Origin of the sequence: Serratia sp. BNK-33-b, from assembly GCF_048684565.1 — a bacterium.
GTDB lineage: Bacteria > Pseudomonadota > Gammaproteobacteria > Enterobacterales > Enterobacteriaceae > Serratia > Serratia marcescens.
Window position 1 is genome coordinate 2029004 of sequence record NZ_JBLQTZ010000001.1, and the last position, 25784, is coordinate 2054787.

At 56.0% G+C, this 25784-nt stretch carries 26 protein-coding genes; 10 read left to right on the forward strand and 16 right to left on the reverse strand.

The genetic code is table 11. The features are described from left to right. Positions 1-82: 82 nt before the first annotated feature. From ACMGGK_RS09695 to nhaB, 3 genes are all read right to left on the reverse strand, one after another. Positions 83-844: an aspartyl/asparaginyl beta-hydroxylase domain-containing protein gene (locus tag ACMGGK_RS09695; protein ID WP_420276852.1), complete on the reverse strand. Its 762-nt coding sequence runs from the start codon at positions 842-844 to the stop codon at positions 83-85. Positions 845-1546: 702 nt separating this feature from the next. Next, positions 1547-2077 carry a disulfide bond formation protein DsbB gene (dsbB, locus tag ACMGGK_RS09700; protein ID WP_033640107.1) on the reverse strand — a complete coding sequence of 177 codons (531 nt, stop codon included), beginning with the start codon at positions 2075-2077 and terminating at the stop codon, positions 1547-1549. A gap of 120 nt (positions 2078-2197) precedes the next feature. Next, positions 2198-3763 carry a sodium/proton antiporter NhaB gene (nhaB, locus tag ACMGGK_RS09705; protein WP_049298923.1) on the reverse strand — a complete coding sequence of 522 codons (1566 nt, stop codon included), beginning with the start codon at positions 3761-3763 and terminating at the stop codon, positions 2198-2200. Between the two features lie 243 nt (positions 3764-4006). Between nhaB and fadR the strand changes: the two genes are divergently transcribed. Next, positions 4007-4726, forward strand: coding sequence for a fatty acid metabolism transcriptional regulator FadR (gene fadR, locus ACMGGK_RS09710; RefSeq protein ID WP_025303107.1), 720 nt, complete (start codon positions 4007-4009; stop codon positions 4724-4726). A 57-nt stretch (positions 4727-4783) separates the two neighbouring features. Here the strand turns inward: fadR and ACMGGK_RS09715 are convergent, their stop codons facing one another. Beyond that, positions 4784-6319, reverse strand: coding sequence for a SpoVR family protein (locus ACMGGK_RS09715; RefSeq protein ID WP_016927460.1), 1536 nt, complete (start codon positions 6317-6319; stop codon positions 4784-4786). A gap of 297 nt (positions 6320-6616) precedes the next feature. On the opposite strand from ACMGGK_RS09715, the gene zinT reads away from it, so the two are divergent. Continuing rightward, positions 6617-7267: a metal-binding protein ZinT gene (gene zinT / locus ACMGGK_RS09720; protein WP_016927461.1), complete on the forward strand. Its 651-nt coding sequence runs from the start codon at positions 6617-6619 to the stop codon at positions 7265-7267. 46 nt (positions 7268-7313) lie between these two features. Here zinT and ACMGGK_RS09725 read toward each other — a convergent pair whose 3' ends face one another. Both ACMGGK_RS09725 and ACMGGK_RS09730 read right to left on the reverse strand, forming a co-directional pair. Next, complete coding sequence (locus ACMGGK_RS09725) at positions 7314-7631, reverse strand: antibiotic biosynthesis monooxygenase family protein (protein ID WP_016927462.1); 318 nt, start codon at positions 7629-7631, stop codon at positions 7314-7316. A gap of 96 nt (positions 7632-7727) precedes the next feature. Next, the gene (locus ACMGGK_RS09730) at positions 7728-7943 is read right to left on the reverse strand and encodes a hypothetical protein (RefSeq protein WP_420276853.1); all 216 of its coding nucleotides are present in this window, start codon (positions 7941-7943) and stop codon (positions 7728-7730) included. Positions 7944-8170: 227 nt separating this feature from the next. On the opposite strand from ACMGGK_RS09730, the gene ACMGGK_RS09735 reads away from it, so the two are divergent. After that, the gene (locus ACMGGK_RS09735; RefSeq protein WP_028127472.1) at positions 8171-9475 is read left to right on the forward strand and encodes a D-amino acid dehydrogenase; all 1305 of its coding nucleotides are present in this window, start codon (positions 8171-8173) and stop codon (positions 9473-9475) included. A 76-nt stretch (positions 9476-9551) separates the two neighbouring features. Then, positions 9552-10625, forward strand: coding sequence for a catabolic alanine racemase DadX (gene dadX / locus ACMGGK_RS09740; protein ID WP_049298921.1), 1074 nt, complete (start codon positions 9552-9554; stop codon positions 10623-10625). An 8-nt stretch (positions 10626-10633) separates the two neighbouring features. Here dadX and ACMGGK_RS09745 read toward each other — a convergent pair whose 3' ends face one another. The 3 genes from ACMGGK_RS09745 to ACMGGK_RS09755 form a co-directional block, all read right to left on the reverse strand. Next, positions 10634-11827 (reverse strand): multidrug effflux MFS transporter, encoded by a 1194-nt coding sequence (locus ACMGGK_RS09745; RefSeq protein WP_016927465.1) that lies wholly within the window; start codon positions 11825-11827, stop codon positions 10634-10636. Positions 11828-11904: 77 nt separating this feature from the next. After that, entirely contained in the window at positions 11905-12465 is a 561-nt protein-coding gene (locus ACMGGK_RS09750) for a 3'-5' exonuclease (protein ID WP_004932251.1), read from the reverse strand. Between the two features lie 305 nt (positions 12466-12770). Further along, the gene (locus tag ACMGGK_RS09755; RefSeq protein WP_033640110.1) at positions 12771-13253 is read right to left on the reverse strand and encodes a hypothetical protein; all 483 of its coding nucleotides are present in this window, start codon (positions 13251-13253) and stop codon (positions 12771-12773) included. Positions 13254-13478: 225 nt separating this feature from the next. On the opposite strand from ACMGGK_RS09755, the gene ACMGGK_RS09760 reads away from it, so the two are divergent. Next, positions 13479-13772: a hypothetical protein gene (locus ACMGGK_RS09760; protein WP_016927468.1), complete on the forward strand. Its 294-nt coding sequence runs from the start codon at positions 13479-13481 to the stop codon at positions 13770-13772. A gap of 265 nt (positions 13773-14037) precedes the next feature. Here ACMGGK_RS09760 and ACMGGK_RS09765 read toward each other — a convergent pair whose 3' ends face one another. Continuing rightward, entirely contained in the window at positions 14038-14214 is a 177-nt protein-coding gene (locus tag ACMGGK_RS09765) for a GhoT/OrtT family toxin (protein WP_015378105.1), read from the reverse strand. Positions 14215-15042: 828 nt separating this feature from the next. Between ACMGGK_RS09765 and ACMGGK_RS09770 the strand changes: the two genes are divergently transcribed. After that, positions 15043-15732: an alpha/beta hydrolase gene (locus tag ACMGGK_RS09770; RefSeq protein ID WP_420276854.1), complete on the forward strand. Its 690-nt coding sequence runs from the start codon at positions 15043-15045 to the stop codon at positions 15730-15732. Positions 15733-15928: 196 nt separating this feature from the next. Here ACMGGK_RS09770 and ACMGGK_RS09775 read toward each other — a convergent pair whose 3' ends face one another. From ACMGGK_RS09775 to yeaG, 3 genes are all read right to left on the reverse strand, one after another. After that, positions 15929-16159, reverse strand: a complete 231-nt coding sequence (locus ACMGGK_RS09775) for a hypothetical protein (RefSeq protein WP_004932237.1) — start codon at positions 16157-16159, stop codon at positions 15929-15931. A 337-nt stretch (positions 16160-16496) separates the two neighbouring features. Next, positions 16497-17765 (reverse strand): YeaH/YhbH family protein, encoded by a 1269-nt coding sequence (locus ACMGGK_RS09780; RefSeq protein WP_016927471.1) that lies wholly within the window; start codon positions 17763-17765, stop codon positions 16497-16499. Between the two features lie 132 nt (positions 17766-17897). Further along, positions 17898-19832: a protein kinase YeaG gene (gene yeaG, locus ACMGGK_RS09785; protein ID WP_016927472.1), complete on the reverse strand. Its 1935-nt coding sequence runs from the start codon at positions 19830-19832 to the stop codon at positions 17898-17900. 42 nt (positions 19833-19874) lie between these two features. On the opposite strand from yeaG, the gene ACMGGK_RS09790 reads away from it, so the two are divergent. Together ACMGGK_RS09790 and ACMGGK_RS09795 are read left to right on the forward strand one after the other, a co-directional pair. Next, on the forward strand, positions 19875-20150 hold the full coding sequence (locus tag ACMGGK_RS09790; protein WP_153297016.1) for a hypothetical protein: 276 nt from the start codon (positions 19875-19877) through the stop codon (positions 20148-20150). Positions 20151-20258: 108 nt separating this feature from the next. After that, positions 20259-21023 (forward strand): MipA/OmpV family protein, encoded by a 765-nt coding sequence (locus tag ACMGGK_RS09795; protein WP_015378103.1) that lies wholly within the window; start codon positions 20259-20261, stop codon positions 21021-21023. 94 nt (positions 21024-21117) lie between these two features. Here ACMGGK_RS09795 and ACMGGK_RS09800 read toward each other — a convergent pair whose 3' ends face one another. Together ACMGGK_RS09800 and gapA are read right to left on the reverse strand one after the other, a co-directional pair. Next, complete coding sequence (locus ACMGGK_RS09800) at positions 21118-21993, reverse strand: D-hexose-6-phosphate mutarotase (protein ID WP_016927473.1); 876 nt, start codon at positions 21991-21993, stop codon at positions 21118-21120. A gap of 206 nt (positions 21994-22199) precedes the next feature. Beyond that, complete coding sequence (gapA, locus tag ACMGGK_RS09805) at positions 22200-23195, reverse strand: glyceraldehyde-3-phosphate dehydrogenase (protein ID WP_016927474.1); 996 nt, start codon at positions 23193-23195, stop codon at positions 22200-22202. Between the two features lie 348 nt (positions 23196-23543). Here gapA and msrB point away from each other — a divergent pair, with 348 nt between their 5' ends. Both msrB and ACMGGK_RS09815 read left to right on the forward strand, forming a co-directional pair. Beyond that, positions 23544-23957: a peptide-methionine (R)-S-oxide reductase MsrB gene (gene msrB, locus ACMGGK_RS09810; protein WP_004932219.1), complete on the forward strand. Its 414-nt coding sequence runs from the start codon at positions 23544-23546 to the stop codon at positions 23955-23957. Between the two features lie 63 nt (positions 23958-24020). Then, the gene (locus ACMGGK_RS09815) at positions 24021-24293 is read left to right on the forward strand and encodes a YeaC family protein (protein WP_049298917.1); all 273 of its coding nucleotides are present in this window, start codon (positions 24021-24023) and stop codon (positions 24291-24293) included. A 45-nt stretch (positions 24294-24338) separates the two neighbouring features. On the opposite strand, the gene ACMGGK_RS09820 is transcribed toward ACMGGK_RS09815, so the two are convergent. Further along, on the reverse strand, positions 24339-25616 hold the full coding sequence (locus ACMGGK_RS09820; RefSeq protein ID WP_016927475.1) for a glycoside hydrolase family 18 protein: 1278 nt from the start codon (positions 25614-25616) through the stop codon (positions 24339-24341). Positions 25617-25784: the final 168 nt, after the last annotated feature.

The following is a 25784-nucleotide window of genomic DNA, read 5'->3' on the forward strand; positions in this document are numbered from 1 at the left end:
CACGAGTTTTAATGCCAGAGGGCGGCGTGTTAAGACATCCCGCCCTCTTGGCTATTGAGCTCACGCGCATGAGACTCTTGCTTCACGCTTTTTTGTCGCGGCGATGCCAGTTAGCCAGATTTTTCAGCGGCTGCTTCACATACGGGCTGGCCTTGATCAGGCTGAACAGCAGTTTATTCACCGCCGTACCCACTTTGTCCATTGGCCGGTCGACATCGAGAAACAGCACAGCGCGCAGCTCGTCGGTATCATTGCGAACTTCGTGTTCGTAGGAATCATCAAACAAAATCACCTTGCCTTCATCCCAGTGCAGAATTTGGTCGTCAACGCGGATCCAGAGCTTGTCCCGATCCTTTGGCACGATCAATCCCAGATGCGCACGCACGACGGCTCGAGTCGGGCCTTTGTGAGGCACGATGTGATAGTGCGGTTTAAGAATCGAAAACATGGCGGTGCGCATGCCGGGGATCTCGCTGACCGCCTCTGCTGTGCGCGGGCAGATGGCGCAGTTTTCATCAACCCGTTGCCCGTAGACAAACAGCCCGAAGGTTTTCCAGTTATCGCCTTTAGAGATGCGTTTCTGATCCGGTGATATTTGGTGGAACGCTGGGATATCCTCCGGGTGTTCCAGCAACCGATCCAACTCTTCGCGAATGGCCGGCCAACGGGTTTCCAGCGCCGTCACCCAATGGAATTCATGATTGCCGATCCGCGGCGTGGTGGAGATGAGCGAATGGCGAGTCTGAAATTCGCCGTTCCAGCGCAGGAATTTTTTCCCGGCTTTGAGCAGCATGCGCCGCAGGAAGGGGCGCTGAGACGAAGGGGGCAATGTGGTATCCGGCATAGTATCGTGTCCTTGATGTCATATGATGTGCTGTAGTCAGCCAAAACCTGGCTCACAGGAAGAAAGGGCGAAAGTCAACACGTCATTCAGCATAGGGAAAGCATCGCGAACGATTTTAATCTTTAGTGCGCGAATGGCGTTGATGCTTGGTGCCGGATAGAGAGAAATTCCAACAATTTATTTAACGAGGGTAAGGGCTTGCGTGAGGGGGGAAGAGGGGAAAAAAGCCCCTGCAAAGATGAGGGGCAAGACACACAACAACACCAGGGAAATCGGTAGTACTCACTTTGCCGATACTATAAGGATTTTATGGGTAAACTTCACCAAAATATTGTGCTCTGAATGTGACAAAGGTGCAGTCGTTCATAAGTAACGGTAATTTATTGATGCTCGAAGGCTGAAAGGTATGTGCCAGAGCGGCCTGTTTTTAGTCGCCGATATGGCAGAAGTTTAATGTTATGTAAATTACGCCCTTAGCCGTGCCGGGATGCTTCTTTTTAAACGATAAGTTGGGTAATTTGGCCGCTCTCCCGCAAGTTCGAGAGTATAACAATGAAAATGATCCGCCTGTTTGCCGTAGCTGGAGCGCTGATCGTGCTCGTTTACTTCCTTACACATACCTGAGGTGGCTTTATCTCGGAATGTGACAGCAATACCTAAAAAAACGGCGCCTTCCGGCGCCGTTTTTTGTTTGTCTGCCGATCAGCGGCCGAACAGGTCGCGGCGGCGTGGGCGAACAAACTGCGCGACCAGCACAATCAGCGCCACCAACAGATAGGCACCGAAGATGCCGACCAACCATTGCGGCATTTCCAACGTCAGGAATTGCCATTGACGCACGGAGCAGTCACCGGAAGCGTGAAACACCGCCGGCAGCCATTTGTCCAGCGGCAGCCAGGACGGGAAGCTGACGAAGAAATCGCAGGTATTGAATGGCGAAGGATGCAACTGGATCATGGTGTGCTTCCACGCCAGCTGTACGCCTTCCCAGGCGCTGTAGATCCACAGCAAGATCGCCGCGTAGCGCAGCGGAGTTTTCGGCGCGATGGCGCCCACCAGCGAGGCGCCGAGGATGCCGAACAGCGCGCAACGCTCGTAAATGCACATTACGCACGGCTGCAGCAGCATAACGTGCTGGAAATAGAGCGCGACCAGTTCCAACACCAACGCTGTCAGGGCCATCAGCAGCCAGGCGCCGCGTCCTTGTGAACAGCGGTTAAAGAATTGCAACATATCTAGATTCTTCCATGCAGTAAGCAATTGAACCGGCAGTGTAAACCAATTCCTCTTCGCTGCCAGCCACCTGGGCCGGATTCAGCGTAAAAATAGTCGGTTCACCCTGCCGGCGCCGTCTCAGTGGCCGACGGCGTCGATGGACGGCAGCGTCAGCCAATGCCACTGCGTCAACAGCTCGGTCGCCGGTTCCAAGGTGAACTGGACGCACAGCAGGCCAACTACCGTCAGCACCACCGTATAAGGCAGGGCCATCCATACCATGCGGCCATACGACAAACGCACCAGCGGCGCCAATGCCGACGTCAGCAGGAACAGAAACGCCGCCTGTCCGTTAGGGGTGGCGACCGATGGCAGGTTGGTACCGGTATTGATGGCGACCGCCAGCAGCTCGAACTGCTTCAGCCCGATCGCGCCGGTTTCCAGCGCGGTGCGCGCCTCGTTGATGTAAACCGTGCCGACGAAGACGTTGTCGGAAACCGACGACAGCAGGCCGTTGAACAGGTAGAACAGCGAAAGCTGAGAGGCGGGCTCGGCGCGCAGCACAAACTGGATCACCGGGCTGAACAGGTGCTGCTCGATGATGACCGCGACCACGGTGAAAAACACCGTCAGCAGCGCGGTGAACGGCAGCGCTTCCTGGAACGCTTTGCCGATGGCGTGCTCGTCGTTCACGCCGCACAGGGAGGTGGCGAGGACGATCACCGACAGGCCAATCAGCCCCACTTCAGCCAGGTGGAAGGCCAGCGCCAGCACCAGCCAAACGCCGATCAGCGCCTGCATCACCAGTTTGAGCCGTTCTTGTTTGCTACGGCCCGCAGTGGCCTTGCGGTCATACTCTTTCAGCACGTCGCGCACCGCTTCCGGTAGCTGCGCGCCGTAGCCAAACAGGTGAAAACGTTCTACCAGCCAACACACCAGCAGGCCGCACACCAACACCGGCAGCGTGACCGGCGCCATACGCAGGAAGAAATCGATAAAACCCCAGCCCGCGTTTTTGGCGATGATCAGGTTTTGCGGCTCGCCCACCATGGTCATGACCCCGCCGAGCGCGGTGCCGACGCCGGCGTGCATCAGCAGGCTGCGCAGAAAGGCGCGGAATTGCTCCAGCGTCTGTTTGCGCTCTTCGCCGGTAAAATCGCTGTCATCGCCAATGTCGCCGTCAGGGCGGTTTGACGTCACGTTGTGATAGATGGAATAGAAGCCGGTGGCCACGCTGATCACTACCGCCACGACCGTCAGCGCGTCGAGGAAGGCGGAAAGGAAGGCGGCGGCCAGGCAGAACGCCAGCGACAGCAGGGTTTTCGAACGGATGTTGAGCAGCAGCTTGGTGAACACAAACAGCAGCAGCTGCTTCATAAAGTAGATGCCGGCCACCATAAAGATCAGCAGCAGCAACACGTCCAGATTATGTTCGATTTCCTGCGAAACCTGCACCGGGCTGGTCATGCCGATGGCCACGGCCTCGAGCGCCAGCAGGCCGCCCGGCAGCAGCGGGTAGCATTTCAGCGCCATCGCGAGGGTAAAGATGAACTCGGCCACCAGCAGCCAACCCGCGATAAACGGGCTGGCGAAAAAGAACACCAGGGGGTTGATCGCCAGAAAAATGAGAATGGTCAGTTTGTACCAGTCGGGAGATTGCCCCAGAAAATTTTTGAGCAGGGCGCTACGCAGGGTTGTTTCCATTGTGCTCTATGCATCCTTCAATCAGTCGTAGCACGTACCCTAACAATGCGGTGGGGGCGTGCGCAACCTGAGCTTGTTTTACCATGGGAAAATTCCTCCGACCGGTATTTTTGCTCGTTTTTTGCCACGTTATGCACACTTTCGTTTATTGTTTTTCGCTCACGCTATGTCATGTCAGCACGATCTGGTATGATGAGCTGATTACTTTTACTGATTTTATCGTCGCAACGGAACGTCAAACACATGGTCATAAAGGCGCAGAGTCCTGCCGGTTTCGCGGAAGAGTACATTATTGAGAGTATTTGGAATAATCGCTTCCCCCCTGGCTCTATTTTGCCCGCGGAGCGTGAGCTTTCGGAGTTGATTGGCGTCACGCGCACCACGTTACGTGAAGTGTTGCAACGTCTGGCCCGCGATGGCTGGTTGACCATTCAGCATGGCAAACCGACCAAAGTGAACAATTTTTGGGAAACGTCCGGCCTCAATATCCTTGAGACGGTGGCTCGTCTCGATCACAAAAGCGTCCCTCAGCTGATCGATAACCTGCTGTCCGTGCGCACCAATATCGCTTCGATCTTTATTCGCGCCGCGGTGCGCAATCATCCGGAGCAGGCCCAGGAAGTGTTGGCGAAGGCCGCCGAGGTTGAAGATCAGGCGGACGCTTTCAATCTGCTCGATTACGAGATCTTCCGCGGTCTGGCGTTCGCTTCCGGCAATCCGATCTACGGCCTGATCTTCAACGGTCTGAAAGGGCTGTACACCCGCGTGGGCCGTTACTACTTCTCCAACCCGGAAGCGCGCAAGCTGGCGCTGACCTTCTACAGCAAGCTGTCCACGCTGTGCCATGAGAAGCTGTACGACCAGGTGATGGACACCGTGCGCAACTACGGTAAGGACAGCGGGGCGATTTGGCAGAGCATGCAGGGCACCATGCCGAGCGATCTGACCGAAGCGCGCCGTTAATCGCGAGTCAATGAAAAAGAAAGGGCGCCATTTTGGCGCCCTTTGTCGTTGCGGCGGTTACAGCGGCGTAGGCCGCGGCGGGCAGCGATCGAGCAACTCTACACTGCCGTCTTCATTTTGCTGCTCGAGGATCACGTCGAAGCCCCACAGGCGATGCAGGTGCTTCAACACGTCGCGGCGGCTCTTATCCAGTGGCGCGCGTTCCTGCGGGATGTAACGCAATGTCAGCGAGCGGTCACCGCGCAGATCCACGTTCCAGATCTGAATGTTCGGCTCATGGTTGCTCAGGTTGTATTGCGCCGACAGCTCCTGGCGGATCGCCCGGTAACCGGCTTCGTTATGGATCGCGGCAATCTCCAGATAGTTGTTGCGATCGTCGTCCAGCACGGTGAACAACCGGAAATCACGCATCACTTTGGGTGACAGGAACTGGCTGATAAAGCTCTCGTCCTTGAAGTCGCGCATGGCGAAGTGCAATGTCTCCAGCCAGTCTTTTCCGGCGATGTCCGGGAACCAGTAGCGGTCTTCTTCGGTCGGCGATTGGCAGATGCGCTTGATGTCCTGGAACATGGCGAAGCCCAGCGCATAAGGGTTGATGCCGTTATAGTACGGGCTGTTGTACGGCGGCTGATACACCACGTTGGTGTGGCTGTGCAAAAACTCCAGCATAAACCGCTCTGTCACTCGGCCCTCGTCGTACAGATGGTTGAGGATGGTGTAATGCCAGAAGGTGGCCCAACCCTCGTTCATCACCTGAGTCTGCTTTTGCGGGTAGAAATACTGGCTGACTTTGCGCACGATGCGCAACACCTCACGCTGCCAGGGTTCCAACAGCGGTGCATTCTTTTCGATAAAATAGAGGATATTTTCCTGCGGTTCGCTCGGATACCGGCGCGCCTGCTCCGGCGACTCTTCACGTTCGACGCGTGGCAAGGTCTTCCATAACGTATTCACCTGGCTTTGCAGATACTCTTCGCGGCTTTTCTGGCGCGCTTTCTCTTCCACCAGGGAGATTTTCTGCGGGCGCTTGTACCTGTCGACCCCATAGTTCATCAGCGCGTGGCAGGAGTCCAGCAGTCGCTCCACTTCATCGACGCCGTAGCGCTCTTCGCATTGGCTGATGTAGTGGCGGGCGAACAGCAGATAATCGACGATGGAGCTGGCGTCGGTCCAGCTGCGGAACAGATAGTTATTCTTGAAGAACGAGTTGTGGCCATAGCAGGCGTGCGCCATCACCAGCGCCTGCATGGTGATGGTGTTTTCCTCCATCAGGTAGGCGATGCAGGGATTGGAGTTGATGACGATTTCATACGCCAGCCCTTGCTGGCCCTGTTTGTAGCGCTGTTCGGTTTCGATGAACTTCTTGCCGAAGGACCAATGGGTATAGTTGATCGGCATGCCGACGCTCGAATAGGCGTCCATCATCTGCTCGGAGGTGATCACCTCGATCTGATGGGGGTAAGTGTCGAGTCGGTAATGCTTGGCGACGCGGTCAATCTGCTCCAAATACACCTGCAGCAGTTCGAACGTCCAGTCCGGTCCATCGCTCAGACGTTTATCATCCTTAACCTTTTCATGTGTTGAAGTAGTCATCAGCGCACCCTCATTATTCACGGGTCTTGCTCAAACGGCAGACCCTGTAACAAGCATAGTTCAAGTCATAATTAACCATTGCAAATCAGTGAAATAAAAATGCCGGTACGCAAAGGAGCGAACGGCGGTCGATCCGGCGCCCGTCCCGGCAGAAGGCGGCGCGGCACCGCATTCCCTCTTCGAGTATAACCCTGCGGCAGGGGGGCGCAACACAATGCCTGTTGCACGACAAGGATTGAAAATTGTTATGTTATATTGTAACTTTTAATTTTCATGGTAACGGACAAGGAGCGCATTTTGGCGAGGCATTTTGGCAAACTGGCGGTGGCGCTAGCCGCGCTGTTTATCAGCGGGCAGGCGTGCGCCCATGGGCATCATTCACACGGCAAGCCGCTGACGGAGGTGGAAAAAAAGGCGGAGGCGGGTGTATTCGACGATAAGGACGTCAAAGATCGCAACCTGGCGGATTGGGAGGGGGTGTGGCAATCCGTGTATCCCTATCTGCTCAATGGGGATCTTGACCCGGTGTTCAAGAAGAAAGCGGCACAGGACAAGCGCAAGACCTTCGCCGAAGTGAAGGCGTATTACCGCAAAGGGTACGCCACCGATGTAGATACCATCGGCATTGAAAACGGCGTCATGGAATTTCACCGCGGTGACCAATCCAGCGCCTGTCAGTATAAGTACGCCGGGCATAAGATCCTGACGTATGTTTCCGGTAAAAAGGGCGTGCGTTATCTGTTTGAATGCCAGGATGCCGGCAGCCTGGCGCCGAAATTCGTGCAGTTCAGCGATCACATTATCGGCCCGCGCAAATCGGCGCATTTCCATATCTTTATGGGCAACACGTCGCAGGAAGCGTTGCTGAAAGAGATGGATAACTGGCCGACTTACTACCCATTCCAACTGCAAACCAAAGAAGTCGTGGATGAGATGCTGCATCATTGATGCTGCTCGCTCCCGCAACCACAAGCCCGCCTGTGTGGGCTTGTGCTCAGTCAAACGGTCTGATTTGCAGGTAATCGTCCGTCACTTCCATTTCAAATAGCGTTTTATCTGCCAACAAGGTCGCACGCATTCGTTCCCGGGCTTGCCGGTAGCGTTCATCCAATTGAATATCACCGGCGCTTTCCCATGCGACTCGGCTTGGCCATTGCGCATAGCCGATAAACTGCCCGCCCATATCCCGATGCAGGCGCGAGCCGAGGCTGCCGCGCTGCAGATAGATGCCTTGGGTCAACGCTAGCCAAGCCTGGCGAAAGGCGTGTTCGTGTCCGGGTTTGACTGAAAACTGGTAAATGGCGATGAACATAAGGCGTTCTCCACAATAGCGATAGTGTGAACTTTAGGCGCTGCTTCTGGCTTTAACGTTCATATCGTGCTACAGCGTTCAACATAAGCGGGCGGGCTAAGGGCTCGGGTGTTTTATTCCAGTAGTGAAAGCAAGGTTAACGGCAGCTGAAATTTTGCGCGATTTTTCTGCTGCGGAGGGAGGAGGCTCTCTTTGTTTGTTATGTTGGTATTTTTTATTTTGTTGGGTTTTTATTCTGTTTAATTGTTGGCTGGTATTTTTATATTCTGTTAAATCAATGTTACTTATCACGCCTTTTTTGAGTGCTATCATTGATAGCGTTGATGTCAATTCAGTGGCGGTATGACGCCATAATCCCCTCTAAACCGCATCTTATCGCTATTTGCAGACGGCTATTGCAAATGCATGGCTCATCGACGATAAATTAATTGTGAATATTGTCACGTTTGATGACGAAGTTGTTGGACGGATTTTTTCACTGAGTTAATTTCCTGTGAGCAGAAGATTATGCTTTGTGAAGCCTTGAGCTGGAGTCAGCGATGCGAGTGGTAATTTTAGGTAGTGGAGTGGTGGGCGTAGCCAGTGCCTGGTATTTGGCGAAGGCGGGGCATGAGGTGACGGTGATCGATCGTCAGCCAGGCCCCGCACTGGAAACCAGCGCGGCGAACGCCGGGCAGATTTCACCGGGTTATGCCGCACCTTGGGCGGCACCGGGCGTGCCGCTGAAGGCCATCAAGTGGATGTTCCAGCGCCATGCGCCGTTGGCCATCCGCCTCGACGGCAGCAGCTTCCAACTGAGCTGGATGTGGCAGATGTTGAAGAACTGCAACACCGAACACTACATGACCAACAAAGGCCGCATGGTGCGTCTGGCGGAATACAGCCGCGATTGTATCAAGGCGCTGCGTCAGGAAACCGGCATCCAGTACGAAGGTCGCCAGGGCGGCACGCTGCAGCTGTTCCGCACTCAACAACAGTTCGAAAACGCCGCGAAAGACATTGCGGTATTGGAAGATGCCGGCGTGCCTTACAGATTGCTGGAAGCCGGCCAACTCGGCAGCGTCGAGCCGGCGCTAGCGCAGGTGGCGCACAAGCTGACCGGCGGCCTGCAGTTGCCGAACGACGAAACCGGCGATTGCCAGCTGTTTACGCAACAGTTGGCGAAGATGGCAGAGCAGGCGGGCGTCACTTTCCTGTTCAACCGCAGCGTCGATCGTCTGCTGGTGGAGGGCGACAAGATCGCCGGCGTGCAGTGCGGCGAGGAAGTGTTCAAGGCCGACAGCTATGTGGTGGCGTTCGGCTCGTACTCCACGGCGCTGCTGCGCGGCCTGGTGTCCATTCCGGTTTACCCGCTGAAGGGCTATTCGTTGACCATTCCTATCACCGACGAAGCGGCGGCGCCGTTCTCTACGGTATTGGATGAGACGTATAAAATCGCCATCACACGCTTCGACCAGCGCATTCGCGTTGGCGGCATGGCGGAGATCGTCGGTTTCAATACGCAGCTGGAGCAAAAACGGCGCGAAACGCTGGAAATGGTGGTGCGCGATCTCTACCCGAACGGCGGCCGAGTGGAAGAGGCGACGTTCTGGACCGGCCTGCGGCCGATGACGCCGGACGGCACGCCAATTGTCGGCCGCACCTCGCTGAAGAACCTGTATCTCAATACCGGACATGGCACGTTGGGCTGGACGATGGCCTGTGGCTCCGGGCAGTTGTTGTCCGATCTGATGTCCGGCATTACGCCGGCGATCCCTTCCGATGACCTGGCGGTGGCGCGTTACAGCGCCGGGTTTCGTCAGCAACACGCGGTTCCGCTGAACGACGTGCATCCCGCACGTTAATCGTCGACGCTGTCATAGACTTTCCCGGCCACGCGCAGGCGCGCGTGGCCGCCGTACGCTGCCCCAAGGAGAAGCGATGCCCCGTCCCATAACCGCCACGATGCATCTCGGCGCGATTGAAAATAACCTGCAGGTGGTGCGCCGTTTCGCCCCCGGCGCCAAAATCTGGGCGGTGGTCAAGGCTAACGCCTATGGCCACGGCATCAAACACGTTTGGCGCAGCATGGCGCAAACCGACGGCTTCGCCATGCTGGATCTGGCCGAAGCGGTGCTGCTGCGCGAGTCGGGTTGGCAAGGGCCTATCCTGTTGTTGGAAGGCTTCTTCCAGCCGCAGGATCTGGCGTTGCTCGACCGTTATCGCCTGACGACGGCGGTGCACAGCGACTGGCAGCTGGCGGCGATCGCCGACGCCACGCTGAACGCGCCGCTCAATGTCTATCTGAAAGTGAACAGTGGCATGAATCGGCTAGGTTTCGCACCCGAGCGGCTGCATGAGGTGTGGCGCAGGGCGCAGGCGGTAGCCAACATTGCCGAGCTTACGCTGATGAGCCACTTCGCCACCGCCGACGGCCCTGAAGGCGTGACCCGGCAAATGGCTACCATCGAGGCGGCGGCTACCGATATACCGCTGCCGCGCTGCCTGGCCAACTCGGCCGCCACGCTGTGGCACCCTTCGACCCACGGCAGCTGGGTCCGTCCTGGGATCGTTCTCTATGGCGCTTCGCCGAGCGGTTGCTGGAATGACGTTGCGGCGACGGGGCTGCAGCCGGCGATGACGCTGAGCAGTGAAATCATCGGCATTCAGCAGCTGAAGTCTGGCGATCGTGTGGGTTACGGTGGCCGTTACAGCGCCGCAGGCGCACAGCGTATCGGTGTGGTGGCCTGCGGTTACGCCGACGGCTATCCGCGTCATGCGCCGACCGGTACGCCGGTATGGGTTGACGGCGTGCTGACGCGCACCCTGGGAACGGTATCGATGGATATGCTGGCGGTGGATCTGACACCCTGTCCGCAAGTCGAACTGGGCGCCGAAGTGGAGCTGTGGGGGAAACGTCTGCCGGTGGATGAGGTGGCCACGGCGGCAGGGACGTTAGGCTATGAGCTGCTGTCGGCTTTAGCGGCGCGAGTGCCGGTCGCCACCGAAGCCTGAGCCGGGGCTCAGGCGACTTTTCTGATCTGCCCTTTAATCTGCTTGCTGAGCCGCCGCGCGTGCAGCGCCAGCAGGCAGCCCGCCAGCATCACCAGCGCCAGCGACAGCTTGGGTTGCAGCGGCAACGCCATCGCCACCAGACCCAGCGCGGCGCCGCCCGCCATCTGCACGAAACCGACCAGCGCGGACGCGACGCCGGCCTCATTGGAGTAGGGTTCCAACGCGTAGCTGGTGGCCGGGCCCATCACGAATGCCAATCCGGCGCAGGCGCTGGCGACTGGCAGCATATACGCCAGCCAGTGCGCTTGCGCCGTCGCGGGCAGCAGCATGACGCCCAGCAGCAGACCCAGACAGCCCAGCCCCATCAAAATGCCGCCGGTCGCCAGACAAACCGGGCGGCCGACCTTGTGGATGATGCGGTTGGCGAAGAAGCTGACCAGCATGATCCAGAAACCGTTGGCGCCGAACACCAGCGAGAATTGCAGCGGTGTCAGGCCAGCGGTGCCCATCAGCACGTTCGGTGCCAGAGAAACGTAGGTCAGCGCCATGCCCATCGCCCCGGAGTTCACCACCGCAAAGGAGAGAAAACGCCGTTCGCTGAGGATGCGCGCGTATTGACGCACCGGCAACCCCTTGACCGGCACGGTGTCGGCAGGGCGAGTTTCCGGCAGGCGCAGCGCGATGAGCGCCAACACCAGCAGCGCGTAGCCGACCAGGAACCAGAAGGGAGCGCGCCAGCCGAAGGCTTCGGCGAGCAGGCCGCCGAGCAGCGGCGCCAGCGCCGGGATGATGTTCAGCGTGCCGTTAAGAAAGCCGAAAGCGCGGGCGGCGTCGTCGCCATTCAGGCGATCGCGCACGCCGCTGAAGGCGACGACGGCGGTGCAGCAAACCGCCACCCCTTGCAGCAGACGCGAAGCGATGAAAATCGTCGGGCTGGTGGCCAGCGCCGCCATCGCGGCGCCGATCATGTAGAGGATAATGCCGGCCAGCGCCACCGGTTTGCGGCCATAGTTGTCCACCAGTGGGCCGGCAATGACCTGGCCGAGGCCAAGCACCAGAATAAATAGCGATATGGTGGATTGGATCAGCGCTTCGCTGCTGCCCAGACCGACGGCAATAGCGGGAATAGTCGGCAGATAAAGATCGATGCCTAATGGGCCGAGCAGCACCAGGCTGAGAAGCATAAACAGAAACTTTTGCATAACAGGAAAGGCACGTCCGAGTGACAAAGAGGGCTAGAGTAGAGACTCTGGCGGCAAATGAAAAGGGGCAAAGCGGGTCAGCGCTGCGCCCCCTGGCGGTAATAGAGCGCCGAGACGGTATCGGCCACATAACGGGCCTGGTGGCGAGCATCATCCAGCGCCCGATGCGGCATACCTTCGAACGGGCGGGCCTTTTTCGGGTTAAAGCCGTGCAGTTCCGCCAACGTGATCACCGTGCGCACGTCCTGGGTATCCCAGAATTTCCACGGGCAGGGCATTTCCAGTTGCTGGAAGGCGTGTTCTAGGATCGCGCAGTCGAACTCTTTGCCGTTGCCCCAGACTTTCACCGTGTCGGTGCTGTTCATATGGATGAAGCGGCTAAGGCTGCTCAGCACGCGCTTCAGGCTCTCGGTGCCGCCGAAGGCCTGCTTGCGCGCTTCATCGGACTGTTTCGCCCACCAGGCGACCGTGTCAAGGCTGATGGTTCGGCCCGGTTGGTCTTTCTGGCTGCTGACGGCGGCTTCGAATTCGGCGCCCAGTTCCCCGGTTCGGGGATCGAAAAACACCGCCGCAACCACCAGAATGACGGCGCTGGGTTTTATATCCAGGGTTTCAATGTCTAACATCAGATGGTGCATCGGCGTTTCCGGTGGTGGGCGTGGTGGCTTAATGTTACTACAGAACGTGTGCCGATGCGGCCGGTGCGCACATGAAATCCTTTTAAAGCGCCTCGTTCAGGTTATGATGCTCGTGATACTCTTGTCAGGTTGGTCGCTATCGGTGAGAACGCTTATCTTTATTCTGTGCATGGCCGGCTACTTGCTGTTGCTGGGCTACCTTAGCATGTTCGTCACGGACAAGATCTGTGAGAAGGCGGGTAACTACACCAAAATATGCCGTGTCGTAGACATTTCCGAACCTCATATTCCCAAATAGCCCCAGTTTATCCCAGATAGTCGGTGGTAATCAGCGGCGTCAGGATGGCCGCCAGCGCGGTGAGCGCTCCCCATTGCCGCCAGCCCAGCCGCGCCAGCCAGTCATGCCGCTGCGGCGGCGTGGCCAGTTGCCCGACGGCCACGGCGCCGGTCAGCAGCAGCGTCAGAATCAGCAGCACCAGGCAACGGCTCACCAGCGTGAACTCAACATGCAGCACATTGGCGTAATACAGGCGCATCAGAATAAAATAGCTCAGCAAGATCCAGGCGAAAACGACGTTCTTCTTGAGCACCTGCTGCAGCATCAACGCGAGAAACAGGCTGTGAAACAGCGACAACAGCGGAGCCTCGATCGGGTGCCGAACGCAGACGTTGTAGACCGCCATATAAATATTGAAAACCAGCAGGATATAGATCACATAAATGTACCAGCCGTAGATGACCTTGAGCTTTTTCGGGTTCGGCGGCAGGGAGAGTGCGTCCGGTTTCATTAATGCCTCCTGATGATGCCATGTAAACGCTGTGGTTGAAGACGGCGCGGCGACATCGTAATTTAAAATCCACAGGGTATATATCACCCGAGCGCTAAATGACAATTAAACGCGGGATCGGCTTTATTTCCGCGTTGGCCTGGAACTCTTTAGCGCCCGCGGGGTCGATTGGCGTACGAATGCCTGGCGGTTTTTGCACTATGATGATAGATATAATTTATTGATATGAAAGATTATAAAAACACTTCGGGCACAAAAATCCTGCTGCTGTTCAGCCTGGCGTTTTATACGCTGTTGCCACCGTTGCTGACAGCGGCCGTGTTCAACCGTTTCAATCTTAATCCGTTCGCGATCGTCAAATTTTTTCACTTCAACCCGTTTTTGGCCGATCGGGGCATACCCGGTTATCAGACTTTCTTCTACTTGCTGATGCTGTGGTTGGGGTTGAATGCTTTGCTCTGGCTGCTGGTGTGGGGGGCGGGGCGATTGTATCAGCGCTGGCGATCGCCGCGCGGCTGATAGTTTCCCAAAGGGGAAAAGTTGCGTAGGGAAATGACTTTACATTCAATAATGAGACGTATTATCATTTGATTCGCCGGTGAGGGGAAAAGGGTTGTCTCCTTCTGTGCCCCCCGATCCGGCACGACATTGCTCACATTGCTTCCAATTTTCATGCCAGCCTTGCGCTGGCACTTTTTTATCCCACGCCAAAAACCATGACGCCGGTGGTCAGCCTCTTTTCATTAACATGACTGTTTAAAAGCCACCGCGCGACATTGGGGCGTTAGAACAGCGAAAACAGCAACACCACCGGCAGGCTCAACGGCCAGGTTAACCCGATGGTCAGTGCGCTGATGCAGCGAATTTTGACGGTGTCCCGGCTAACCAGGTAGGTGAAAACCATAGAAACTAACAGACCAATAAAATAACAGTATTGCGTTGCAACCCACAGCGGCGACATGAAACCCGATCCCAGTTGTATTTTTACGCGCGAATTCTAGGAGCTTGGCCGGGGATAATCAATGACCAAAGGCCCTTTATTCAAACCTTTATCCATAAGTATGCATAATTTATTTCTATAAAGAACGTAGGGTTATTAGCGGCTTTGCGTTTATTGCCAAAAGAAATCAACAGCATAGTTACCGGTAACATTTTGCGTCAGGCAAGTCTTCCTTCTGGGGTGAACTCCGCTGAGCAGTAAAAGAGTCGGTGAAGGGGGGAAACGCGGTGGGGTTATGACTCATAAAAACTAATGATGTATTTGCGAACAGCAAGTCTAAGGTGAGGTGGCGTCGGGTTTTGACGGTACGTGAACCCTTCAGGTGCCGGTTTTAGCGCATCAGTCGCGATGCGCCGCTTGCCCGCCTGGGAGGGGGATGGTTGTCGTTACGGGGTTAATGAATGTTAAGACCGTAGACGAACAGCCACGAAAACAGCAGCGCCAGCAGGCATGCCATAAAAACGATGGAGATCATTTCCTTCACAACTTCATTCCTTTTCCCGGTGGACCAAATTTACTTCTCTTTGTTTTTGCGCGAAATTTTAGATCGGTATGGGTAAAAATCCTAGTTTTAATCCTTTTTTTTCCCGGCCTTGCGGCGTAAGCCGCTTCGATAAGCCGTGGCGGCGGTGGAAAATCGGGGGCGTTAACTCGTCGTCGCTATTGCTGAACGCCATGAGTCTGACTATATAAAATAGGGACCGCGTGGCGTCGAAGGCAGCCAGACCCGCCCCTTAAGGGGCCGTTCATCTGCCTGCGGCGTTTTCCTATGAGATGAAGGAGTCGGCAATGAGCACAAAACCAACTATCGTGCTGGTACACGGATTCTGGGGCGGCGCCGCGCACTGGAGTAAGGTCATCATCGAGTTGTCGCGCAGGGGATATACGGCGATTCATGCGGTGGAAATGCCGTTGACGTCGCTGGCTGAGGATGCGGAACGTACGCGCAAGATGGTCGCGCAGCAAGCGGGGCCGGTATTGTTGGTCGGGCACTCTTACGGCGGTGCCGTGATCACGGAAATGGGCAACCAGCCTAACGTGGTTGGCCTGGTCTACATCGCCGCATTTGCGCCGGATGCCGGTGAAAGTGCCGGCGGTATTACGCAAGCGCATCCTCCTGCGGCAGTCGAGAATCTGGCCCCGGACAGCGACGGTTATCTGTGGATTAAAACCGACAAGTTTCACGAAAGCTTTTGCCAGGATCTGACCGGCGACGAGGCGTTGGTGATGGCGGTGGCGCAGAAGGCTCCGCTGGCTGATACCTTTGGCAACACCATCGGCGAACCCGCCTGGAAACATAAGCCGTCATGGTATCAACTTTCCAGCGACGATCGCATGATAGCGCCGGAGAATCAGCGGCGCATGGCGCAGTGGCTGCAGGCTAAGAAAGTGATGGTGCTGAATGCCAGCCATGCCTCGCTGGTTTCCCATGCCGATGAGGTGGCGAGTTTGATTGACGAAGCGGCCGGTTTGAAATAAAGCAGGGGCAGGAAGGTTCTCCGGACTAAAAGGTGACATCCTGCGGCAGATTATCCCTTCGCTGCCTATTACGCCGGACGAAAGCGCCGGCGTAATAGGCGCTAATTAGGGATAGGCGCTGATGTCGCTATAACAGCATCATCAACACGACGGCGGCGGCAATAATGGCGTAGAGGTCTGCCTTACGCATATCGCCTTAGCGCCCGTTAACGCCGATCATTTCTATTGCCGCGCGATGCAGCCGCTGAAAATAATCATCGGGCTGCTTTTCTATCTCCTGGATAAGGCTGGCGAGCAGGTTCTGTTTGGTTATCGGCTTGTTGGCGGTCAACACCAGCAGCACGTTTTTGCCGAGCAGGCAACATATTTGCTTATGGTATTCATCAACATCGTGCTTGTTGAGGCCATAGAGGGTGTAGTCGATCATGATGTCTAACCTGCTGACAGGTAAATGCCCGCCGCAGCGGGCTGAGAAGCCATAGAAAAATAAAATGAGGCAAATTTCGCTTAGGAAGAGACTTAAGCGATGGGGTAACGATAACTGAATGGGAATATTCCTATCAAGCCGTGCGGGGGCAGAGGCGGATGTTTAGGAATAACCTCAGAAGAACAAATAATAGAGAGGACCGTTCTGGGGAATCTGACTTATTATTGTTGTTGTCATTGTTTAAAAAATAAACATTGGTTTTGCAAATATATAATGCGAAAAAGAAACAGCCGGAAAACGGCGCTTTCCGGCTGTGGTGACATTCACGCGGCGTTATTCACACGGTCTGCTTACGGAACAGTTCGCGGAATACCGGATAGATATCGTCCGGTTCGCGGATATGCTGCATGGCGAAGTTGTCGAATTTCGCCTGCAGATCCTCGTATTCGCGCCACAGCGTTTGGTGAGCGCGGCGAGTGATTTCTATGTAGCTGTAATAACGCACCATCGGCAGGATCTTTTTCGCCAACAGCTCATGACACAGCGGTGAATCGTCGGCCCAGTTGTCGCCGTCCGACGCTTGCGCGGCATAGATATTCCATTGCGCCGGGTCATAACGCTCTTCGACTACGTCATTCATTAACTTCAGCGCGCTGGAAACGATGGTGCCACCGGTTTCCTGCGAATAGAAGAACTCCTGTTCGTCCACCTCTTTCGCCTGGGTGTGATGGCGAATGTAGACCACCTCGACGTTTTTGTAGGTTCGGCTCAGGAACAAATAGAGCAGAATGTAAAAACGCTTGGCCATGTCTTTGGTCGCCTGGTCCATCGAGCCGGACACGTCCATCAGGCAGAACATCACCGCCTGGCTGGAGGGCTCCGGCCGGCGCTCATAGTTTTTGTAGCGCAGGTCGAAGGTATCGATAAACGGCACGCTTTCGATTTTCTTGCGCAGTTCGGCAATTTCCTTGCGCAGCCGCTCCTCTTCCAGCAATTGCACCGGCTCGGTATTTTCCAACTGGTTCAGCGCATCTTCCAGCTCGTGCAACGCGCGTCTTTTACCGGCGGTCATGGCGGTACGTCGCGCCAGCGAGTTCTGCAGCGAACGCACGACGCTGATGTTGGCCGGCACGCCATTGGCGGTATAGCCGGCACGATGGGTTTTGAACTCGGTCAACTGCTTGTACTGATTCTTTTTCAGATTGGGCAGGGCGAGATCCTCGAACAAAAGATCGAGGTACTCGTCTTTGGAGATTTGGAAGACGAATTCATCCTGGCCTTCACCATCCTGGCTGGCGTTGCCCTGGCCGCCGCCACCGCCTGCGCCGCCCTGAGGCCGCTCAACGCGATCGTTCTGCACGAAGTGGTCATTGCCAGGGTGAACGCGATGGCGTGTGCCGCCGCGCCCCTGATGAAACATCGGTTCGTTGATATCGTCAGTGGGGATGGAAACCGACTCCCCGCTGTCTACGTCGGTGACCGAACGCTTGTTGATGGCTTCGGCAATCGACTGTTTGATTTGCGACTTGTAACGGCGCAAGAAGCGCTGGCGGTTCACCATGCTCTTGTTTTTGCCGTTCAGCCGCCGGTCAATGAAATAGGCCATACTTCCCCCAAACGACGTTGCCAACTCTTCATGTCCCGGTCGCGACAGCGCAATGTGTTAGCCCCTCCTTGGGCTGCGCTGCAACGTCCATGACTGTGGACATGGCCCTGATAATGCCGCTTACCTGAGGCGTTATGAGGATTTTCTGACCCGCAGATACCATTCACACAACAGGCGCACCTGCTTGCGGGTATAGCCTTTCTCCATCATGCGGTCGACGAAGTCGTCGTGTTTTTTCTGCTCGTCCGTCGACGTTTTGGCGTTAAACGAAATCACCGGCAACAGCTCTTCGGTATTGGAGAACATTTTCTTCTCGATCACGGTGCGCAGCTTCTCGTAGCTGGTCCAGTTCGGATTGCGGCCGTTGTTGTTGGCGCGGGCGCGCAGCACGAAGTTCACGATTTCGTTACGGAAATCTTTCGGGTTGCTGATACCGGCCGGTTTTTCAATTTTCTCCAGTTCGGCGTTCAAAGACTCGCGGTCGAACAGCTGACCGGTGTCGGGGTCGCGATACTCCTGATCCTGGATCCAGAAGTCCGCGTAGGTCACGTAACGGTCAAAAATGTTCTGTCCGTATTCCGAGTAGGATTCCAGATAGGCGGTCTGGATCTCTTTGCCGATAAACTCGGCGTATTTCGGGATCAGATAGCCTTTCAGATGTTCGAGGTATTTCTCGGCCAAATCCTGCGGGAACTGTTCGCGCTCGATCTGTTGCTCCAGCACATAGAACAGGTGTACCGGGTTGGCCGCCACCTCGGCGTGATCGAAGTTGAATACCCGCGAGAGGATTTTAAAGGCGAAACGGGTGGAGAGGCCGTTCATGCCTTCGTCAACCCCGGCGTAGTCGCGGTACTCTTGATAGGACTTGGCTTTCGGATCGGTATCCTTGAGGCTTTCGCCGTCATACACGCGCATTTTCGAGTAAATGCTCGAGTTTTCCGGCTCTTTCAGCCGCGACAGCACGCTAAAGCGCGCCAGCGTTTCGAGGGTGCCCGGCGCGCAGGGCGCGTGAGTCAGCTCGCTGTGGTCCAGCAGCTTGTCGTAAATCTTGATCTCTTCCGACACGCGCAGGCAGTAAGGCACCTTGACGATGTACACGCGGTCGAGGAATGCTTCGTTGTTCTTGTTGTTGCGGAAGGTCACCCACTCGGATTCGTTGGAGTGCGCCAGAATAATGCCGCTGAACGGCAGGGCGGAGATGCCTTCGGTGCCGTTGTAGTTGCCTTCCTGGGTTGCGGTCAGCAGCGGATGCAGCACCTTGATCGGCGCTTTGAACATCTCGACGAATTCCATAATCCCCTGGTTGGCGCGGCACAGGGCGCCGGAATAGCCGTAGGCGTCCGGGTCGTTCTGCGCGTGGTTCTCCAGTTTACGGATGTCCACTTTACCGACCAGCGCGGAGATGTCCTGGTTGTTCTCATCGCCCGGCTCGGTTTTGGCGATGGCGATCTGTTCCAGAATGGAAGGGCGCACTTTCACGACTTTAAACTTGGTGATGTCGCCGCCGAACTCATGCAGGCGCTTCGCCGCCCACGGCGACATGATGGTGCCGAGATAGCGACTTGGGATGTTGAACTCTTTTTCCAGGATCGTGGCATCTTCCTGCGGATTAAACAGGCACAGCGGATGGTCGTTGACCGGGCTGCGTTCGCCGTTGGCGCTGAGTGTGTAGATGGGCACGCGCTGCATCAACGCTTTAAGGCGTTCTGCCAGTGAGGACTTGCCGCCGCCCACCGGGCCCAGCAGGTAAAGGATCTGTTTCTTCTCTTCCAGGCCCTGCGCGGCGTGTTTCAGGTAAGAGACGATCTGTTCGATGGCCTCTTCCATGCCGTAGAATTCTTCGAAGGCCGGATAGCGTGCGATCACGCGGTTGGAGAACAGGCGCGACAGGCGTGATTCTAGCGCAGTGTCGACCATCACAGGTTCACCGATAGCCATCAGCAGACGTTCGGCCGCGTTGGCATAGGCACTGCGATCTTGCCGGCAAATGGTAAGAAATTCCTGCAGTGTGAACTCTTCGTCCTTGGCAGCTTCGTAGCGCTGGCGATAGTGGTCAAATATGTTCATGATGCCCGTCCTTTCGTTATTAGCACAGGTTAAAGAGAGCGTGTGATAGTGTTCTGGCTCCCGAAAGATGAGAATACGCCTGAGTACAGCAACCCGTATGCCAACTTGGTGCGCTTATTATCGCGAGTTGCGCTGTATGCCACTGGGCCCAGGATAAATTCACCTTCTGATTTAAGCTTAGTTTGCTTGCCGGAAAATTTCCTGCCGCAGAAAAAGCTTTTTTTAAGTCATATCAATGACTCAGTTATTACCGTGGAAGCCAAATGCCTTGTCTGGCGCGGCCTGCGGGATAAAACGTCATCGTTCCGCCATGATTAATTCATAATTCCGCTATAAGTTATTCGATCTTGGTCGTTTTCCTTTGTAAAGATTAGGCACGCAACTAAATTTTCACATAAACTATCGCGGCTATTAACCCTGTAATTTATGGAAAAAGAACCAGTGAAGATTTCAAAACTCAAAACGCTAGCAATTATCGCTTCCGCAATGGTTTGTGCGCAAAGTGCTCAGGCAGGGACCTGGTCACTCGGTGCTGCCGCGCTGGTTAGTCCGGACGCGTATCGCGGTTATCAGGACCGCGTTTATCCGGTGCCCGTCATCGACTATGAAGGTGACGACTTCTACTTCCGTACTCTGACCGCCGGTTACTACCTGTGGAAAGATCAAGAAAACCAGCTGAGCATCATGGGTTACTACACGCCATGGGGCTACCGTCCGGGCGACAGCGACGACGATCGCATGAAGCGCCTCGACAAGCGTCGCGGCACGCTGATGGCCGGCCTGGCCTATTCGCACAACGCGGAATGGGGCACCCTTCGTACCACTTTCACCGGCGACACGCTGAACAACAGCAACGGGCTGGTGGGCGATGTCGCTTATCTGTACAAGTTTGATCTGGACGCGCTGACGCTGGTCCCGGGCGTGGGCGTGATGTGGAACAGCAAGAACCAGAACAAATATTACTACGGCGTCAGCGCCAATGAATCACGCCGCAGCGGCCTGGACAGCTACACTCCTGGCGATAGCTGGGCCCCGTATCTCGAATTGAGCGCCAATTATCAGATCAACAAAAGCTGGAACGCCTTCTTCGTCGGCCGCTATGTGAAGTTGTCGGATGAAGTAAAAGACAGCCCGATGGTGGATAAATCTTACACCGGTTTGTTGATGACGGGTGTGAGCTACACCTTCTAATCACGCATTGCACGGTTATCGTGCATGGCGTGCATCAAAAAGGGGCGATGGCGCCCCTTTTGCACATCAGTGGTGCGCTTCCGCGCACGGTTCCTCAGGCCTTCTTACGGCTGCGGAAGGTGACTCCCAAACGGGCGGGTTGCTCGCCGGCAGCGACCAGCGGTTTGCTGACGCGCCCTGTCTCGATGCAGACCATGGTCTTGTAACCGTCGTTCGGCATATCCCCCATGCTGCAGGAGAGTTCCACGCCGGGGTTCCAGGCGATGACGTCGCTCATATGATGGTGGTGAACCTCGATGGTGCGAGCGAGCGCCGGATCGCGGATCTGGCTGAAAGCTTCCGGGCGGGTATAGACGCGGTCGGTTTGGCCGACGAAGGTCACTTCGCCCGTCTGGTGCGCCTCTGCGCCGCCTGCCACCTTGTCGATATAAGGCTCGCCCAGACCCGCCACGCTGACCCGATCGATGTCGCCGACCTGGAAGTAACTGTGCAGCGCGGCCGTGGCTTGATAATCGCCGTGCGATTCCAGCTCGATTTCGCACTCTTCACCCAGCTTGAAGCGAGCAATCAGCGTGAAGGCGTGCGGCCACAGTTTGCGGGTCTGCTCATTGTCTTTCAGCGTGAAGGTCAGGATGACGCCGTTGTCATCTTCATCGTGCGCCGTCAGACTCCAGGGCTGGTTGCGGGCAAAGCCGTGGGAGGGTTGCGCCACCGGGCCGAACCACGGCCAGCAGATCGGCACGCCGCCGCGGATGGCCTTGCCTTTGGCGAAAGGCGTATTGTTGCTGAGCCAAATCACCGGCTGCTCCCCGCTAGGTTGCCAGGCCAGCAAATGCGCGCCTTGCAGCGCGACCGCAGCGCGCACTTTCGGGTGCGACACCACAACCACGCCCAACTCATCGAGTTGCCGCTGGCTGATATAAGGAGAAATCTGTTCGGAAACGGGCAGGGTGAAAATTTTCTCGTTCATTTCATGACCTATTGTTTGCCGGAGATACAAAGAAACCTATAGCTTTCGGGTCACGGCCAGGCGGCAAGCACAGGAACCCTCAGGAGCTTACCGAAGTAAGTGGCTGGGGTGAGCGTGTGCAGCCAACAACGCGGTGACTCGAAAGATGACGGGTAAAAAAAGGGCGACAAAAATGTCGCCCTCATTATCAGCTTAACATCATGCCATTACTTGGAGATGTGAGCGATCAGATCCAGAACCTTGTTGGAATAGCCGGTTTCGTTGTCGTACCAGGAAACCAGTTTCACGAAGTTGTCGTTCAGTGCGATACCGGCTTTGGCATCGAACACGGAAGTCAGCACTTCGCCGTTGAAATCGGTGGAAACCACGTCGTCTTCAACATAGCCCAGAACGCCTTTCATAGAGCCTTCAGCGGCGTCTTTGATGGCTTTCTTGATTTCTTCGTAGGTAGCCGGTTTTTCCAGACGCACGGTCAGGTCAACAACGGACACGTTAGGCGTCGGTACGCGGAACGCCATGCCGGTCAGTTTGCCTTTCAGCTCTGGCAGAACCACGCCAACCGCTTTCGCTGCGCCGGTAGAAGAAGGGATGATGTTCTGGGATGCGCCGCGGCCGCCGCGCCAGTCTTTGTGAGACGGGCCATCAACGGTTTTCTGAGTCGCGGTGGTGGCGTGAACGGTGGTCATCAGGCCTTCAACGATACCGAAGTTGTCGTTGATGACTTTAGCCAGTGGCGCCAGGCAGTTGGTGGTGCAAGAGGCGTTGGACACGATGTCCTGGCCGGCATATTTGTCAAAGTTGGCGCCGCGAACGAACATTGGGGTCGCATCTTTGGATGGGCCAGTCAGAACCACTTTTTTAGCGCCGGCGGTGATGTGTTTACGTGCGGTTTCGTCGGTCAGGAAGATACCGGTCGCTTCAGCAACCACATCAACGCCCACTTCGTTCCACTTCAGGTTAGCCGGGTCTTTCTCTGCGGTAACACGGATGGTTTTGCCGTTAACAACCAGGTGGCCGTCTTTAACTTCTACCGTACCGTTGAAACGGCCGTGAGTAGAGTCATACTTCAGCATGTAAGCCATGTACTCTGCGTCCAACAGGTCGTTGATTGCAACGATCTCGATGTCAGAACGCTCTTGAGCAGCACGGAAAACAATGCGACCGATACGGCCAAAACCGTTGATACCTACTTTGATAGTCATATATTCCACCAGCTATTTGTTAGTGAATAAAAGGTTGGTTGTAAAATTACAAAAACCTTACCCAGCGTCAAGCGGAATCGTGTCAATACTTGCGGCAAGTCAAACCGGAGGGGTGGTTTTGCACGCTTATTGCACAGTCCATTTGCGCTCGGCCTCATCCGTTATATGGGGACAAGCCGCCAAGTATAAAGTCAGCATACGCAAGATGTGTGATCGTTATCACATATCATCGTGACGTGGCCTTTATGGGCTACAGTTTAGGCCAAAAACCCCTGCAGCGGTGTTAATTTTTTGTTATTATTAATCATTGTTTTCGTTGACATTATCCACATTCAGAGATAAGCACAAATGGCTAAAGAGACAACCCCCGGTCATCCGGTCACGGAACTGAATGAAATCCAACGTTATGTGACGCAACAGCGTGGCACCGAAGCGCCGTTCAGCGGCAAATTGCTGCACAACAAGCGCGAGGGCGTGTACCATTGCCTGTGCTGTAACCAGCCGCTGTTCTATTCCGAAACCAAATACGATTCAGGCTGCGGCTGGCCGAGCTTTTATGAGCCGGTTTCCGCCGATGCAATCCGTTATCTTGATGATAATTCACATAATATGCATCGTGTTGAAATCCGCTGCGGCCACTGCGACGCGCACCTGGGGCACGTTTTCCCCGATGGCCCGCAGCCGACTGGCGACCGCTACTGCGTCAACTCCGCCTCGCTGAGTTTCACCGATGGCGAAAATGGCGACCAAACGGCCGGTTAAGTGGTAATTTAACCAACAAAATCGATTCAGCTAATTATTCATCCGTAAGCGAGAAAGGCTCTGATGGACGTGAAAGAACTGATTGCGGCGATGACGCCCGAGATATACCAGCGCCTGGTACAGGCGGTTGAGCTGGGCAAATGGCCGGACGGCGTGGCGCTGACGCCGGAGCAGAAAGAAAACAGCCTGCAGGCGGTGATGCTGTGGCAGTCGATGAACAACGTCGATCCGCAGCACATGAGCATTGGCACCGACGGGCAGATCGTGATGAAGAGCAAGCAAGAGCTGAAACAGCAGTTCGTTGCCGAGCCGCTGGTCAAACTCAAACCGCAGTAAAGCTCCTCCCCTAAAGCGGGGCGATGTCGCCATCGCCCCGTCGATTTACCGTTTCTCGCCCTTTATGTTCAGCGATTCCGCCAACTGCTGCGCCAGCCGGTTGTTATCGTCCGCGCCGTATTCCCAGAACATCGCACCGCCCAATCCCTGGCTTTTGATGTACTCGGCCTTGATGGCCACCGAACGCGGGTTCTCGTAGGAGATAGCGAACAGCGGTTTGCCTTCGGCGGATTGCAGCGTCAGGTATGGCACTTTGGCATCGTCATCCCAGTGCTCGCGGAAACGCCGCTGCGGATCGTTGAGCAATTTGTTGACGATATCGTGGTATTTAAAATAAGTGTCTTTGCTGAGATCCAGCCCCAGTGCGTTGAACAGAGCGGTTTCTCGCGCACTGAAATAAGGCTGCGTCACCGGATGTTTGGCGGCGTCCGGCTTGTCCCAGTCGATGCCCGGCTCGGTCGCTCGTTTCGGCACCCGGCCGTAGAAACCGATACCCAGGTTCATCTGCGCCGGTTTTAATCCGGCGGCAAGATAATGTTTTACCACGGAATCGGCGCTGTAGCGGTCGGCGGCCGCCACGGTTGGCCAACGCGTTGAATCGTACAGGTTGGCATTGAAGTACTGCGTGCCGTAAGCCATATCGTAGGTCATCAGATTGATGTAGTTGAGGTAAGGGGCAATACTTTTCACATCGACCCATTCCTGCGGGCTTTTGACGTTGGCCCCGACGGCGATGGTTAACAGCTTGCCTTTACCCAGCGCCTGATGAAGCTCTCTCAGCAGCAGGGTGAAGTTGTCGCGGTCTGCCGGTTGGCTTTCCACCAAACCCCAGGCGCCGTTTACCGGGTATTCCCAGTCCAGATCGATCCCATCCAGCCGGTACTGTGCGATCGCCTGCAGCGCGGAGCGAATGAATATCGCGCGGTTTTCCGCGGTGGCGGCGGCGCCGGAGAAACCGCGTGCACCCCAGCCGCCGACCGACAACAGCACTTTCAGCTCGGGGTTCTGTTTGCGCAGCACCGGCAGCCGTTGCAAATCGGCCGTGACTTTCGGCGACAGGTAGATCTGGTGGCGGCGAGCGGGGTCTTTCAGCGCCGCATTGGTTTCGTCTTTCTCGTCGTTGTAAATCAGGCCGAACGAATAGTTGAGGTGGGTGATTTGCGTCACGTCCAGCTTGTCGATGTCGCCACCGGGGCCGGCTGTGATGTCGCCGCCGCCGTTGAAGTAGCCGACGGAGAGATAGGCCGCCTGGGCCGTGCTTGCGCCGGCCATAGCCAATTGCACCGCCGCCAGCAAAGGCAGCAGTTTTCGGGTTATTTTCATGTCAGTCTCCTTGTGGTCGGCAAGGCCGACCGTACCGCCAGGGGCGGGCACAATAAAGCCGGGCTCAGCGGGCCCCGGATGCGTATAACCGATTGACGCCAAAAGCGTCGCAGTCATAACAGCAAAAGCGCCTGCCGGTCACAAGCCGTTGGGGAAGAAGAAAGGCGG

Bases quoted from the DNA above. Each gene is read 5' to 3' on its own strand.
- ACMGGK_RS09695 (WP_420276852.1), bottom strand. From the start codon at position 844: ATGCCGGATACCACATTGCCCCCTTCGTCTCAGCGCCCCTTCCTGCGG.
- dsbB (WP_033640107.1), bottom strand. From the start codon at position 2,077: ATGTTGCAATTCTTTAACCGCTGTTCACAAGGACGCGGCGCCTGGCTG.
- nhaB (WP_049298923.1), bottom strand. From the start codon at position 3,763: ATGGAAACAACCCTGCGTAGCGCCCTGCTCAAAAATTTTCTGGGGCAA.
- fadR (WP_025303107.1), top strand. From the start codon at position 4,007: ATGGTCATAAAGGCGCAGAGTCCTGCCGGTTTCGCGGAAGAGTACATT.
- ACMGGK_RS09715 (WP_016927460.1), bottom strand. From the start codon at position 6,319: ATGACTACTTCAACACATGAAAAGGTTAAGGATGATAAACGTCTGAGC.
- ACMGGK_RS09725 (WP_016927462.1), bottom strand. From the start codon at position 7,631: ATGTTCATCGCCATTTACCAGTTTTCAGTCAAACCCGGACACGAACAC.
- ACMGGK_RS09730 (WP_420276853.1), bottom strand. From the start codon at position 7,943: ATGATAGCACTCAAAAAAGGCGTGATAAGTAACATTGATTTAACAGAA.
- ACMGGK_RS09735 (WP_028127472.1), top strand. From the start codon at position 8,171: ATGCGAGTGGTAATTTTAGGTAGTGGAGTGGTGGGCGTAGCCAGTGCC.
- dadX (WP_049298921.1), top strand. From the start codon at position 9,552: ATGCCCCGTCCCATAACCGCCACGATGCATCTCGGCGCGATTGAAAAT.
- ACMGGK_RS09745 (WP_016927465.1), bottom strand. From the start codon at position 11,827: ATGCAAAAGTTTCTGTTTATGCTTCTCAGCCTGGTGCTGCTCGGCCCA.
- ACMGGK_RS09750 (WP_004932251.1), bottom strand. From the start codon at position 12,465: ATGCACCATCTGATGTTAGACATTGAAACCCTGGATATAAAACCCAGC.
- ACMGGK_RS09755 (WP_033640110.1), bottom strand. From the start codon at position 13,253: ATGAAACCGGACGCACTCTCCCTGCCGCCGAACCCGAAAAAGCTCAAG.
- ACMGGK_RS09760 (WP_016927468.1), top strand. From the start codon at position 13,479: ATGAAAGATTATAAAAACACTTCGGGCACAAAAATCCTGCTGCTGTTC.
- ACMGGK_RS09765 (WP_015378105.1), bottom strand. From the start codon at position 14,214: ATGTCGCCGCTGTGGGTTGCAACGCAATACTGTTATTTTATTGGTCTG.
- ACMGGK_RS09770 (WP_420276854.1), top strand. From the start codon at position 15,043: ATGAGCACAAAACCAACTATCGTGCTGGTACACGGATTCTGGGGCGGC.
- ACMGGK_RS09775 (WP_004932237.1), bottom strand. From the start codon at position 16,159: ATGATCGACTACACCCTCTATGGCCTCAACAAGCACGATGTTGATGAA.
- ACMGGK_RS09780 (WP_016927471.1), bottom strand. From the start codon at position 17,765: ATGGCCTATTTCATTGACCGGCGGCTGAACGGCAAAAACAAGAGCATG.
- yeaG (WP_016927472.1), bottom strand. From the start codon at position 19,832: ATGAACATATTTGACCACTATCGCCAGCGCTACGAAGCTGCCAAGGAC.
- ACMGGK_RS09795 (WP_015378103.1), top strand. From the start codon at position 20,259: ATGGAAAAAGAACCAGTGAAGATTTCAAAACTCAAAACGCTAGCAATT.
- ACMGGK_RS09800 (WP_016927473.1), bottom strand. From the start codon at position 21,993: ATGAACGAGAAAATTTTCACCCTGCCCGTTTCCGAACAGATTTCTCCT.
- gapA (WP_016927474.1), bottom strand. From the start codon at position 23,195: ATGACTATCAAAGTAGGTATCAACGGTTTTGGCCGTATCGGTCGCATT.
- msrB (WP_004932219.1), top strand. From the start codon at position 23,544: ATGGCTAAAGAGACAACCCCCGGTCATCCGGTCACGGAACTGAATGAA.
- ACMGGK_RS09815 (WP_049298917.1), top strand. From the start codon at position 24,021: ATGGACGTGAAAGAACTGATTGCGGCGATGACGCCCGAGATATACCAG.
- ACMGGK_RS09820 (WP_016927475.1), bottom strand. From the start codon at position 25,616: ATGAAAATAACCCGAAAACTGCTGCCTTTGCTGGCGGCGGTGCAATTG.